Raw genomic sequence first — 13,144 nt, forward strand, 5'->3', positions numbered from 1 at the left:
GGGCGATCGGCGGTCACGCTGCCAATCGCCCGCCTGGTTATTCAGCGAGATTGTAGCCAAGTAGTCGTTGCTGTCAGGCAAGTCGAGTAAGGATGCTTTGGACTTGATGAATAATCTGTCGGAGCCGCCGACCGGAAAACGTCACCCCGGCCCAGGGGGGATGAGCCGGCCCGGGAGGTTTGCACGCCGCCGAAAAGTCTGATGCGGATACCCAGGGCCGTGCGGCAATTTCCAGGCCGGAAGCCTTCTCCCGATCGTCGCGTATCTCCGCAGGCACGGGAAAGTGGCGGCTCGGGTTCCGGAGTCGGTCACCTTCGGCTCCGGCGTCCGGTCCGGCTTGGTGCGGACAGGGACCGGGGCTTTCCGGCCCCCCGGCCGCTCCCGCGCGTCTCAGGCACGAACGTTTCTAAGGTCGCGGGTCGGGATCGGGCTCCTTGGGTTCCCGCCAGGGCGCCGCGGGCGGACGCCGGCGTCCGCGCCGACGCCTGCGGACCTCCGTCAGGCGCCAGGGCGCACCCGGCGCCGTGGTGGAAACGACCGCGTCGGTCAGGTCAGCCCCGGCGCACGCCGGCGGACCGCCCGGTGTCAGGCCGATCAGCCGTTCCAGTTCGCCGGCTGCCCGCCCCGGGCCCCGGGCATGGATGGACATGATGCAGGGGGGGCGTCGGTGCGCGGCGCGGTCGATCAGCCAGGACTGCGTCACGATCGTCGGGGCCGGGAAGACGAGGCGGTCCGGGCGCAGACGGCCGGCGAGCGCCTCGATGCCGGCGCGGCACACCGCGCCGCCCGCCGGAGCGGCGATCGCGACCAGCCCCGGCATCCCGGTGTGAAACCGTTCGTGCCCCTGGACGTGAAGAACCCGCTGCCCGTGGGTTGCCGCCTCGGCGAGAAGCGTCTCGACGATCTGCCGTCGGGCCAGTTCGACGTGCGCCGCGACCACGAGGTTCGCGCCGTTGCGCACCAGCTCGCGCAGCTGCCCGGCGTCCGCGCCGTCCAGCAGGCCGGCCGCCACCCAGCCGTCCAGCCGGGGAGCCGCCATTCTGGCGACGCTGATCGCGGGTGCCACGATACCGTCGGACGGCAATGCTGTCACCGCGAGATCCGCCTCCGGGTCCTCGATCACGATCGGCCGCCGGTCGCCGGGCCGGCGACCGAGACGGTGGGCCAGGCCGCCGACGAGGGAGTCGACCTCGCGGCGCGTCAAGCCGGCTGGCCGAAGCGTACGGCCATCGATCCGTTCGACCAGAAGCCCGCCGTCATGATCGACCGTGGCGGCCGTCACCGCCGGATCGGCGAGATACCCGGCGATGAGGCATCCCATCGCGTCCAGCGGAATGCGGATCCTGGTCCGGGACAGGCCGCCGCGATCCCCAAGGAATACGACCTTGATGATCCACCTCCCTCCGGTTCCCCGCCGACGCCCAAAGTCGTGAATGAGCATAGTCGACACTCGGAAACGCGGCACCTGGAAGAACAGTAAGTGAACCTACGACCATATTCTTCTGGAGATTCGCTCAATGAAAGATCGGTCACCCTTGAATCATCATGATAGGACGCTATCATAACTATAGAGGTTCGGTAAGTTTTGCCTGAATTTTATTCCGTGTTGCAGCGAGCAACTTGTTCAAATTCTATGACTGATTTTCAGGGACGGAGCACGGAGCGGGCGCCGTCCCGCCCGCTCCGTGCTCCGTTCAGCCGGCCCGTCACCGCCGGCCTGGACGTTCCGGCGCCGAGGTCGAGTCCCGACGCCGCTCGGCCGCCCAGTGGTCGAGATCGTCGACGGCATAGACGACGCGGCGGCCGAATTTGGCATAGGCCGGGCCACCGCCCTGGACACGCAGCTTCTCCAGCGTGCGCGGACTGAGGCCCAGGTACCCGGCGGCCTGGGCGGTGGGCATGAAGCGACGGCCGCCTTCCGCCGGGATGGCTCGGGCCGGCACGCTCCGGTGCGTCATATCGGATGTGGGCATGGTTTGTCTCCCCGAGGGTTGCCGGTCGGTGGCGGGCGGAGAGCCGCCACCCCGAGGGTAGCCTCGCGGATCCGGACGGGCGGCGGGAGAGTCGAACGGCACTGCCCTGCCGATTGACCGGTCAGCGTGCCGAAACCCGCTCTACGCCTTGGCTTTCAGCGGCCTGAGCAGCGTCCGGTAAGCGCCGCGCATCAGCTCGGTGCCACGCTCGACAAGATAGCGGGTCCGGCGACGGCGAACCCCATCGGGATCGGCCCAGTCCCCCGCCACTGCTTCCAGGCCGTACACCGCTTCGGCGATTTCCCGCAGGCTGGCGGCTCCGGCCAGCCGGGCGTCGAGCGCCTGGAGCTGCCGCATCAGGTTGACGGCGTTGGCGGGCTGGAAGCGGTTCGGCGGCGTCCCGCCATCGGCCCGGTGGACGAAGCGCAGCGCCGCCTCGCGCTCCGGCTCGTCGGAGGGCAGGTCGCCGAACCGGACCTCTACGGGCAGCCGGTCGCGCAGGTCGGCCGGGTCGGCGAACAACAGCCGGAAGCTCTCCCGGCCGCGCTCGATGATGGTGTAGGCGCCTTCGGGCGTCAGGCACACCGCCTTGTTGCCCGGCTCGGCGAACAGGTCGAAGAGCCCGGTGCCCGGCCCAGGTCCCGGCCGGGCGCCGACGCGGACGCGCCCCGGGATCGCGTCGGCGCGCCAGAACGGGACGGCCTCCAGTCCGGTCTGGTCGGGCGGTTCCAGAAACACCAGGCCCCAGCGGGCGGCGCGGTCTCCAGGCCTGCGCGACTGTTCTCCGGGCGGGTGGCCCGGTGCGCCGCGCTCCGTCCTGCGCTCCAACTGCCAATCGTCCTGGTAGTCCGGGTTCCGGCGCAGATACTCCCAGGCCCAGCCGCTTGCGGTCAGGCGAAGCGTGTAGAGGTAGGATGCAGGTCGTCTTGGTGGGAGCAATTCATGGGCCTCGTGGCCGTAAGGGTTGTTCCGGGCACACTCGGCTATGTGCAGTTAATGCCCTCTAAATTCGCCCTTAAGTCTTTGTGCATATGGCTTTCATTTTTGTTGCTTGCCAGGGATGCACTGTCCCGATGATGGTCTTGCGGTCGCGCCCCGCCGTGTTGAAAACGGGCGGTGACCGGGGATGGTGAGTTCGGCGGGGGGCAAGCGGTGGGACGTTCGTTGATGGAAACGCTGTGCCGGGTGATGGCGGCGCAGCACCGGCACGCGACCGCGGCCGGGGTCAGGGTATCGCTGGCGGTGCCGGACAGCCAGCGCATGACGATCGAATCGCCGGCACCCCTGTCGCGGGCATTGCCGGCACTCGTGCGCGCGGCAATCTCGGCCGTGCAGCCGGGCGGGACGGTGGAGATGCGAGTCGAGGGTGTGACTTCGGAGGTGGTTCAGCTCTCGCTCACGGGTCCACTGCGTCCGGGTGCGGCGGTGAAGCCGCCCCTGGACGGGGGCCTGGGCGGCTTCGAGTTGCCGGCCCCGGCACGGCGCGCCGCCGCGATGGTCCGCAACCGCGGCGGCCGTGTCGAGAACCACTCCAGCGCCGCCGCCGGCCGGCTCAGGCTGATCGTGCGGCTGTTCTTCCACCCCGAAGACGCCATGCCTGTCGAGGCTTCCGGGCGCGGGCCGAACACGGGTTTAGCCGGAACCGCGTCGCATCGGCCGCGTGGGCCGCGGCGGCGGTGACGTCGTCGTGCAGCTCTCTGGGAGTATCGGTATTCCAGGCATACGAGGCGGCTATGCCCAGCATCGCCCCAGTTTGGAGGGGCTTGGCAGCCCGCCCGAGGTCATGCGCGCGGAGCGCCGGCACTTCCCTGGCCCCTGGCACGCCGATCTCCACGGGGCGGGGCATCCTGGTTTCCTCCGCGCTCGCGAGTCGGGTGCTCCGGCGCCTCGGCTGAAGCATCAGGGCCGTGGATCCGCGGAGGCGAACCGTCGGGCGGGATCGCTGCTCCGTGGGTTCCCCGGCGCGCCGCTGGTGCCGGAATTGGGGACTGCTCGGTTTCCGGCACCGGGCGGATGCGTCGAGGCGGCTGGAGCCTCCGCGTCGGTGGGGACCCGATGGGTCGCCAAAGCGACGGGTGTTGTGGTTCAGGTTCGGCGGAGCGAAATCCGCAGGCGGCAGGAGCTGGTCGCCGCGATCCTGGGGACCCGTGTCGTGGGCGGTCACCCGCTGGCGCTCAGCGCCTGGCTGCGCGTGCCGGGCTACTGGACGGAGGAGGGGCTGGTCCGGGCGCTGCGCGAACGCGGCGTCGCGGCGACCTCGTCCGAGCCGTTCGTGGTCGAGGCGGGCGAGCCGCCGAACGCGCTGCGCATCTGCGTCGGCGGCACCCTGACGCTGGAAGCCCTGCGCGAGGCGCTGGAGATCATCGCCGGCACCTTCGCCCAGTATCCAGGCATCAACGACGCCTGTTTCATCGCCTGACCCGCAGGACCGCGCTCGAGAGCTGAACCGGGACCATGACCGACCTGAACCCCGCCGCCCCCCCGGACCCCCGCCGACACCGCGGCGGCAACCCGCCGACCGGATCCCGGCAGCGGTTCGAGGCGATCCATGCCGAGATCCGCGACCGGATCTGCCTGCTCCGATATCCGCCCGGCCACACGCTGGGCGAGCACGATCTGGCGCGGGAGTTCGGGACCAGCCGGACCCCGATCCGCCGGGTGCTGCAACGGCTGGAGCATGAAGGGCTGGTCGAGAGCCGGCACGGCGTCGGCACCATCGTCACCCTGATCGAGTTCGATGAACTGGAGGAGATCGACGCCCTGCGCATGAAGCTGGCGGAGATCGGCGGCGAGCTGTCGCCGCTGGCGCGCGGCCCCGACGACGTCGCCCGCATGAAGACGCTGCTGGAGCGCTGCGGCGGCATCCGGTCCAGGGTCGACCTGGAGGAGCTGGGCCGCCTCCACATCGCGGTCCAGCAGGAACTGTCCGGCTCCATCGGCAACCGGCCGCTCCGGGAGATCGGCGACCGCCTGTTCTTCCAGACCGCGCGGATGTGGCTCCAGCTGCTGCCGCGGATGGACTGGACGGCGGAGGTCGACGCGTTCGCGGGCGAGATCGCCGACCTGATCCAAGCGATGGAGCTGAACGACCTGGCCAGTCTCCACCACATCCGCCGGAACCACATTTCGATGAGCCGGAGACGCATGAAGGGATACTTCGGTCAGGAGACCCTTGCGGGAGCGGCATCCCTCCACCGGCCGGACAACGGGGCTATATAAAATGCGTGCTTAAACCGGGCGCTCCGGTCCGCTATCGTCCTCAATCCAAAGGACTGTTCAGCGGTCAGATCGAAGCGGATCGGAAGCGACCAAATGCGGATCTCGACTGACAACACGGACTACAGGGGAGGCGGGCGCAACGGCGTCTGGCCCGAAAGCCCGGGCAACAGGTCGCGGCTGCGCTCCAAGCAGGGCCGCCGTGCCGTCGCCGCCCCGGTGCGTCCGGGCATCTCCTGCCGGTTCCGTCCGGCCACCGTGGCACGCCACGGGCAACGAAGCGTCCCCTGCGCCCCACCGTGAGGACGGCGTCGCGATAACGCGACCCTGCCGGCGCCGAAGATCCATCCCCGGGCACGCCTGCCGTGCCCGCGCCATGGCGCGCGCCGCCATCCGTCATCACCGTCATGTCGAACCGGGCTCCGCACCGCGGGTGCCCGCCCGGTTGATCATTGGGCGAATCCAGAAAAATGTCGAATACCCTGTCCAGCAGGGCCGCGCTGCGATTCAATATCGCCTTCGTGTCGTGGTGCGCCCTGTTCCTGGTCCTGGGCGCCGCCGGGTTTGCCGCCCTGGCGTCCGTCGACCGTCTTCCCGCGCCGCCGATCACGGCGACCAACTGCATCGACGAGAAGTTCAAGTTCCTCCACGAGACGACCATCCGGGATCCCGACCTGCTGGCCGTCGGCTCCTCGGTCACCTGGAGGAACCTGGACTTTTCCGTCCTCAAGGCCCGCTACGGCGATGCCGTCGAGCCGCTCAACGCGGCCCCCTGCTATCTTCACGTCGACGAGACGGCATTCCTGACCGGCTTCCTGCTGGACAACATGCCGAGCGTGAAGACGGTGCTGTCGGTCTTCTCCATGCGCGATTTCGAAGCCTGCTCCGCCGGCGAGAACGCCTTCTTCCGGCCCGAGGATGCCCGCGACTATGTCTTCGGCGGCAGTCCGGGCTGGCACCTCTACTTCAAGAACTTCCGGCCGGGAGCGTTCCTGCGCGACGCCCTGACCCTGGCCGACATGCGGTCCGGGGAAAACATCCACGCGCCGCTGGTGATGGACGCCTACGGGTCCGGTCCCCTGCTGCTGCCGGAACCGGACATCCGCGAGAACGTGTCGGTCGATCCCGCCTGCCTCCGCCACCTGAGAAACATGAGCAAGGAGCTGTCCCGGCGCGGCGTCGAGTTCGTGGTCGTGCTGCTGCCGCCCATGCCGGGCTGGATCGCTGCCTACGATCCCGGCGGGTTCCGCGACGGGGCCTTCCGCTCCGAGGTGTCCCGGCATCTCGAAAGGACCGGAGCCCTGCTGATCGACGCCGCGAAGGGCCTGGCGCTGACGGACAAGGACTTCACGGACCCTGCCCACCTGCAATGGACGTCGGTGCCGGCCTTCATGGACCACCTGATCTCCCAGATGGACCGGTCGCAGCTCGACCTCGCCGGCGGGGAAAAACACCATGCTCTTTAACTCCTGGGTCTTCATCGGCGCCTTCCTGCCGGTGACGCTGGTCGTCTACCGGCTGCTGGCGCTCCAGCCGAACCCGCGGATCCCGCTGCTGTGGCTGACGCTGGCCTCGCTGTTCTTCTATGGCTGGTGGAATCCCTCCCATGTCCTGCTGCTGCTGGCCAGCGTGCTGTTCAACCACGCGGCGGGAGCGAGGCTCGGGGTGCTGTCGCGGGGGCCGGCCGGATCGATGCGCCCGCTGCTGGCGCTGGGCGTCACCGTCAACCTGCTGCTGATCGGCTACTATAAATACTCGGTCTTCCTGCTGGACAATGTCGGGGCGCTCGCCGGGATCGATTTCGGCATCCGGGCGGTGGTCCTGCCGCTCGGGATCTCGTTCTTCACCTTCCAGCAGATCGCCTACCTGGTGGACGCGGCGGAGGGCGAATCGACCGACTACGGCCTGGTGGACTACTGCCTGTTCGTGACCTTCTTCCCGCAGCTCATCGCGGGACCGATCGTCCACCACAAGGACCTGATGCCCCAGTTCAGCCGGCCGGAGAACCTGCGCTTCAGCCACGAGGGCTTCGCCCTGGGACTGGCCTTCTTCACGGTCGGGCTGTGGAAGAAGGTCGTGCTGGCCGACCAGCTCGCCACATATGCCACCCCCGTGTTCGACGCCGCCTCGATCCGGGCATCGGCGGAGGTGCTGACCGCGGCGGAGGCCTGGACGGGAGCGCTGGCCTATTCCCTCCAGCTCTATTTCGACTTCTCCGGCTACTCCGACATGGCGGTCGGGCTGGGCCTGCTGTTCGGCGTCAGGCTTCCCTTCAACTTCAACTCGCCGTACCAGGCGACCGACATCATCGATTTCTGGCGGCGCTGGCACATCACCCTGTCGGAGTTCCTGCGCGACTACCTCTATATCCGGCTGGGCGGCAACCGCCACGGCAAGGCGCGCCGCTACCTGAACCTGTTCCTCACCATGGTGCTGGGCGGGCTGTGGCACGGGGCCGGCTGGACCTTCATCGTGTGGGGCGCCCTGCACGGCGTCTACCTGATCGTGAACCACGGCTGGCGGGCGCTGCGCTCCCGACTGGGCCTGGGGAACGGGGGTCTGGGCAGCGGGAGCCTGGGCGGGATCTGGTTCGGCCGGGGCCTGACGTTCCTGTGCGTCACGATCGCCTGGGTGTTCTTCCGGGCGACCTCGCTGGAAGGCGCCTTCGCCATGCTGCACGCCATGACCGGCGCCAACGGCTGGACCGCCGATCCCGTCGAGCTCGGGTCCGTGGCCGACCTGTTCGCCTACCGGCACGAGATCCTGATCGCGTCGCTGCTGGCCGTCTGCATGCTGGCGCCCAACTCGCAGGCGTGGCTGTTCGGTGCTGCGGAGGCCGGGCGGAAAGGATTGCTGCCACCCTGGCTGCCCCGCTGGCGGTTCACGCCGCTGTGGGCCGGCGTCGCGGCCTGCTGCTTCCTGTTCACCCTGACCCGCCTGACCTCGGTCAGCGAGTTCATCTACTTCAACTTCTAGATCGCGGAGGGGCGGCGTCCCGCCGCCCGAGGTGCGCGGGACGCGCACCCTCCCTCGGGTTCATCCCGGCGCCGCCGGTTTTCCGGAAAATCCCGCGGGGCGCCCGGCGTGACAGGATGGTGACAGGTTTCGCTGGTAGGGTCCTCTCCAACGAAGGTCCGCCTCCGGGCGGCGCAACTAACATCCGAGGGAGAGAACACCATGCTGCTCGCCAGCTTCAGGTCCATCCGGCACGTCCTCGCCGCCGCGGCGCTGTCCGCGGCCGTCTTCGGCGCCGTGCCGGCGTCCGCGCAGGTCAAGGGTCTCGAACTGATCGCACCCGCCAGCCCCGGCGGCGGCTGGGACCAGCACGCCCGCGCGGTTCAGCAGGTCCTCCAGAAGCTCGACCTCGCGTCCGGAGTCCAGGTGGTCAACATCCCCGGCGCCGGCGGCACGATCGGCCTCGCCCAGTTCGTCACGGCGAAGAAGCGGTCGCCGTCGCTGCTGGTCGGCGGCCAGATCATGGTCGGCGCCATCATCACCAACAAGTCGCCGGTCAGCCTGGACCAGGTCACGCCGCTGGCCCGCCTGACCGGCGAATACACCGGCGTGGTCGTCCCGGCCGACAGCCCGATCACCTCGCTCCAGGACCTGCTGACCAAGTTCAAGTCCGATCCGGGCTCGGTCTCGTGGGGCGGCGGATCGGCCGGCGGCAGCGACCAGATCCTGGCGGGCCTGATCGCCCGCAAGACCGGGGTCGAGCCGACCGGCATCAACTACGTGGCGACCGCGGGCGGCGGCGAGCTGCTGTCCGCCATCCTGGGCGGGCACATCACCGTGGCGCTGGGGGGCTACAACGAGTTCGCGCCCCAGATCGAGGCCGGCAAACTGCGCGCCATCGCGGTGTCGTCGCCCGAGCGGCTGCCCGGCGTCGCGACCCCGACCCTCAGGGAACAGGGCGTCGACCTGGAATTCGTCAACTGGCGCGGCGTGTTCGCCCAGGGCACCCTGAAGGCGGCCGAGAAGAAGCAGCTCGACGAGATGATGGGCAAGCTGGCGGCCAGCCCGGAATGGAAGGAGATCCTGACCCAGCGCGGCTGGATCGACCAGTACCAGCCGGCCGACCGGTTCGCCGCCTTCCTCCAGGCCGAGCGCGGCCAGATCGAGGCGACCCTGACCGATCTCGGCCTGGTCAAGTAAGGCCTGATCAATTAGGAAAGGGACCCGGCCATGACGACCGGACGCAGCCTGAAGCTGGGCGAGGCCGGGCTGGGCGCCGCGGTGCTGGCGCTCGGCGGCTTCATCGCCTTCCAGACCGCGCAGGCGCCGGGGGCGGCCAACGCCGTCGTCGGCCCCGCCCTGTTCCCCTACCTGATCTCCGCCGGGCTGATGGCCGTCGGGCTGGCGCTGCTGCGGGAAGCCCTCGCGGGAAAGATCGCCCACGGCGGCGGGATCGAGCTGGACGGCGGCGCGGTGGCGCTGGTGTCGGGCGGGCTGATCGCGCAACTCCTGCTGCTGGAATGGCTGGGCTTCGTCCCGGCCTCCACGGTGCTGTTCATGATCGGCGCCCGCGCGTTCGGCAGCCGCCGGCCGCTGGTCGACGCGGTGCTCGGCCTGGCGCTCACCGGCCTGGCCTTCACGCTGTTCAATTACGGCCTCGACCTCAACCTGCCGCTCGGCAGCGTGTTCGACTCCCTGGCCGGCGCGCCGGACTGAGGCGCCCGGACCGAAAGGCGACATCCCCATGGAAACCCTCGCAGCCCTCGCCGCCGGCTTCGCCGTGGCGCTGACCCCGTACAACCTGATGTGGGCCACGATCGGCGTGACGGTCGGCACGGCGATCGGCGTGCTGCCCGGAATCGGCCCGGCGCTGACAGTGGCCCTGCTGCTCCCCGTCACCTACAGCCTGGAGCCGACCTCCGCCTTCATCATGTTCGCCGGGATCTATTACGGCGCCATGTACGGCGGTTCGACGACCTCGATCCTGCTGAACGCGCCCGGCGAGTCCGGCAGCATCGTGACCGCGATCGACGGCCATGCCATGGCGCGCCAGGGACGCGGCGCGCAGGCGCTGGCGACGGCCGCGATCGGCTCCTTCGTCGCCGGGACCATCGCCACGATCGCGCTGACCTTCGTTGCGCCCCTGATGGTCCGGATGGCGTTGCTGTTCGGGCCGGCGGAGTATTTCGCGCTGATGGTGCTGGCGCTCACCACCGTGACCGCGGTGCTGGGATCGTCGCTGACCCGCGGCCTTGCCAGCCTGTTCTTCGGCCTGTCGCTCGGGCTGGTCGGCATCGACCTCCAGACCGGCCAGGCGCGCCTGACCTTCGGCATCCCGGAACTGCTCGACGGCATCGACACCGTCGTGGTCGCGGTCGGGCTGTTCGCGGTCGGGGAGACCCTCTACGTCGCGTCCCGCTACCGCTTCGAGACGGAGGAGATCTTCGCCCTCAAGGGCTCGAAGTGGCTGAGCCGGGAGGATTGGAAGCGGTCGTGGAAGCCGTGGCTGCGCGGCACCTTCCTGGGCTTTCCGTTCGGCGCGCTGCCGGCCGGCGGGACCGAGATCCCGACCTTCCTGTCCTACCTGACGGAGAAGCGCCTGTCCAAGCACCCGGAGGAGTTCGGCAAGGGCGCCATCGAGGCGGTCGCCGGCCCGGAAGCCGCCAACAACGCGGCCGCCGCCGGCGTGCTGGCGCCCCTGCTGTCGCTGGGCCTGCCGACCTCGGCGACGGCCGCGATCATGCTGGCCGCCTTCCAGCAGTACGGGCTCCAGCCGGGGCCGACCCTGTTCGACACCAACCCGGACCTGGTCTGGGGCATGATCGCCAGCCTCTATATCGGCAACGTGCTGCTGCTGATGCTGAACCTTCCCATGGTCGGGCTGTGGGTGAAGCTGCTGGTGATCCCGCGCCCCTGGCTCTATGCCGGCATCCTGGTGTTCGCGACCCTGGGGGCCTACACGCTCAACAACAACGTGGTCGACCTCGTCATCCTGTGGGTGATCGGGCTGATCGGCTTCGGCATGCGCGTGCTCGACGTGCCGGTGGCGCCCTGCGTCGTGGGCCTGATCCTGGGGCCGCTGGCCGAGCAGCAGTTCCGCCGGGCGCTGGCGATCAGCCAGGGCGACCCGACCGTGTTCTTCACCCATCCGCTGTCGTTGTCCCTGCTGGTGATCGCGGCCCTGCTGGTGCTGGCCCCGGTCCTTCTCCGCGCCGTGCGGAACAGGCGCGGGGACCGGCAGGCGGTCGGCACCTGAACCGGACCCGGCCGATCCCGCGTCAGGCGCAGATAGTGCTGGATCGGCCGGGCCGGACTGCGGATCATCTCCGGCGGGTCATGCAGCCAACGACGTGGCTCTTCTGAGGGGAGGCAGTGATCATGTTCAAGAAGATACTGGTGCCGTTGACGGGCGCCGGCACAGACCGGCGCTCCGCCACCCTGGCCTTCATGGTGGCCGACCGGGTTCGCGGCCATGTCGAGGGCCTGTGCGTGACGCCCCACGCGGAGGTGGCGTCCCCGGTCGAGACGGCGTCGATCCCGGCCGCGCTGGGCCGCAAGCTGCGCGAGATCGCCGAGACGCGGCAGTCCGAGCTGGTGGCCTCGGCCCGGCGGCTGTTCGACGACCTGGGCCAGCGCGTCGGCGGTCCCGGCATCGAACGGCCGAGCTCGTCCTGGCGGGCCGAGGTCGGCTCCCTGGCCGAGATCATCCCCGAGGAGGCCCGGCTGGCCGACCTGACCGTCTTCGCCCGCGATGGCGGGGGAGCAGACCTGATCGGTGCGGCGCTCGAAGCCACGCTGTTCGGGTCGGGCCGTCCGATCCTGCTGGCGCCGGCGATGGAACCCGGGGCGGAGCCGGCCCCGTTCGGGACGGCCGTCGCCGTCGCGTGGGACGGCGGCCTGCCGGCGTCGCGCGCCGTGGCCTCCGCGCTGCCGCTGCTCGCGGCGGCGGAGCGCGTGGTCATCCTGTCCGGCGAGAAACCCTCCACCCGCCGCGCGGGCGATCCCGACCGGCTGGCGGAAAGCCTGCGCTGGCATGGCGTGAGCGCCGAATGCCTGCGGGTTACCGACGACGGACGCCCCCTGGCGCTGGCGTTGGTGGCGGGCGCCGCGGAATGCGGCTGCGACCTGATGGTGATGGGGGGCTACGGTCACAGCCGTTTCCGCGAGACGGTGCTGGGCGGCGTGACGCGGGACATCCTGTCAGCCCCGCCCGACCTGCCCATCCTGATGGTGCATTGAGACGGTCCGGCGGAACCGGAAAACCTCGGAGTGAACTTCCCAGGGTCCCGGGCTATTCGTCCGGGACCCTTTCCATTGAAAGCTCTCCCTGACCGAATGCAGGCTTTCCGGCCCAACCTCCCCGATCAGACACCACGCCGGTGAGGAGCAGTAAACGTACACTGGCGCAGCCACGTTCCGCCGACCGCGGCGAAGAACCCCGTGAAGCGGCTCCATCAACTTCTTATCGGTTGCATATCGGCACGGTCGGATACATTGTGTTTTGGAATAACGTTGCGGTTTCAAAAATATTCCCGATTCCAATATGCATATATCTATTACCGGGATTTAACTTCCCGGCCCTTCAGGTTAGCTCCACCATGCACATCCAAGCGAACATAAACTAGAGCCCATTGAATTATGCCTAAAATGGGAAAGAAAAATCCTTAGACATCGTGTATTAATTTTGTTGCTGTATCCTGAGCACTTAACGTCAAAACGCCCGCGTACCGCACAAGAAAAACCCCAAACGCTCGCGAAGTTCCCTCCGCAGGGATTTTCGCGCAAGAAGTCGCTGCTTCCAATCAAAGGAGTAATTCGTTCCTCACTCGACGAGTCTTTGCCGAAGTCGCGCTGACTGAAATCCCCCGAACAGAAACAGATCGTCATCCGCACGTCAGCCGAACCCGGCGACTCCGCAAGTGACGGTAAAAAGGGCGGCCGGGGAAGCTGGAGACATCAAGGTAATTTGAACCAGTCGTTTCGGACATCGTCCCAAAGTG

General features: G+C 68.7%; 13 protein-coding genes. 10 read left to right on the forward strand and 3 right to left on the reverse strand.

Annotated elements, in window-relative coordinates:
* Positions 1-406 precede the first annotated feature (406 nt).
* The 3 genes from JL101_RS30140 to JL101_RS30150 all read right to left on the reverse strand — a co-directional run bounded on the left by JL101_RS30140 (position 407) and on the right by JL101_RS30150 (position 2,912).
* The gene (locus JL101_RS30140; RefSeq protein WP_203102827.1) at positions 407-1,321 is read right to left on the reverse strand and encodes a P-loop NTPase family protein; all 915 of its coding nucleotides are present in this window, start codon (positions 1,319-1,321) and stop codon (positions 407-409) included.
* 385 nt (positions 1,322-1,706) lie between these two features.
* The gene (locus tag JL101_RS30145) at positions 1,707-1,973 is read right to left on the reverse strand and encodes a helix-turn-helix transcriptional regulator (protein WP_407697449.1); all 267 of its coding nucleotides are present in this window, start codon (positions 1,971-1,973) and stop codon (positions 1,707-1,709) included.
* A gap of 141 nt (positions 1,974-2,114) precedes the next feature.
* Positions 2,115-2,912: a DUF2285 domain-containing protein gene (locus JL101_RS30150; RefSeq protein ID WP_203102829.1), complete on the reverse strand. Its 798-nt coding sequence runs from the start codon at positions 2,910-2,912 to the stop codon at positions 2,115-2,117.
* 228 nt (positions 2,913-3,140) lie between these two features.
* Between JL101_RS30150 and JL101_RS30155 the strand changes: the two genes are divergently transcribed.
* The 10 genes from JL101_RS30155 (at position 3,141) to JL101_RS30200 (ending at position 12,383) form a co-directional block, all read left to right on the forward strand.
* A complete protein-coding gene (locus tag JL101_RS30155; protein ID WP_203102830.1) occupies positions 3,141-3,653 on the forward strand; it encodes a hypothetical protein in 513 nt (170 codons plus the stop codon).
* A gap of 400 nt (positions 3,654-4,053) precedes the next feature.
* Positions 4,054-4,392 carry an aminotransferase-like domain-containing protein gene (locus tag JL101_RS30160; RefSeq protein ID WP_203102831.1) on the forward strand — a complete coding sequence of 113 codons (339 nt, stop codon included), beginning with the start codon at positions 4,054-4,056 and terminating at the stop codon, positions 4,390-4,392.
* 35 nt (positions 4,393-4,427) lie between these two features.
* Positions 4,428-5,192 (forward strand): GntR family transcriptional regulator, encoded by a 765-nt coding sequence (locus JL101_RS30165; RefSeq protein WP_203102832.1) that lies wholly within the window; start codon positions 4,428-4,430, stop codon positions 5,190-5,192.
* 93 nt (positions 5,193-5,285) lie between these two features.
* Positions 5,286-5,492 carry a hypothetical protein gene (locus tag JL101_RS30170; protein WP_203102834.1) on the forward strand — a complete coding sequence of 69 codons (207 nt, stop codon included), beginning with the start codon at positions 5,286-5,288 and terminating at the stop codon, positions 5,490-5,492.
* A gap of 167 nt (positions 5,493-5,659) precedes the next feature.
* Positions 5,660-6,655 (forward strand): hypothetical protein, encoded by a 996-nt coding sequence (locus tag JL101_RS30175; protein ID WP_203102836.1) that lies wholly within the window; start codon positions 5,660-5,662, stop codon positions 6,653-6,655.
* A complete protein-coding gene (locus JL101_RS30180; RefSeq protein WP_203102837.1) occupies positions 6,645-8,165 on the forward strand; it encodes an MBOAT family O-acyltransferase in 1,521 nt (506 codons plus the stop codon). Before JL101_RS30175 ends, JL101_RS30180 begins: the two co-directional genes overlap by 11 nt.
* 201 nt (positions 8,166-8,366) lie before the next feature.
* Positions 8,367-9,344, forward strand: a complete 978-nt coding sequence (locus JL101_RS30185; RefSeq protein WP_203102838.1) for a Bug family tripartite tricarboxylate transporter substrate binding protein — start codon at positions 8,367-8,369, stop codon at positions 9,342-9,344.
* 30 nt (positions 9,345-9,374) lie between these two features.
* Complete coding sequence (locus JL101_RS30190) at positions 9,375-9,860, forward strand: tripartite tricarboxylate transporter TctB family protein (RefSeq protein WP_203102839.1); 486 nt, start codon at positions 9,375-9,377, stop codon at positions 9,858-9,860.
* Positions 9,861-9,888: 28 nt separating this feature from the next.
* Positions 9,889-11,400, forward strand: coding sequence for a tripartite tricarboxylate transporter permease (locus JL101_RS30195; RefSeq protein WP_203102840.1), 1,512 nt, complete (start codon positions 9,889-9,891; stop codon positions 11,398-11,400).
* A 122-nt stretch (positions 11,401-11,522) separates the two neighbouring features.
* Positions 11,523-12,383, forward strand: coding sequence for a universal stress protein (locus JL101_RS30200; RefSeq protein ID WP_203102841.1), 861 nt, complete (start codon positions 11,523-11,525; stop codon positions 12,381-12,383).
* The last annotated feature ends 761 nt before the right edge of the window (positions 12,384-13,144 follow it).

The organism is Skermanella rosea (genome assembly GCF_016806835.2).
GTDB lineage: Bacteria > Pseudomonadota > Alphaproteobacteria > Azospirillales > Azospirillaceae > Skermanella > Skermanella rosea.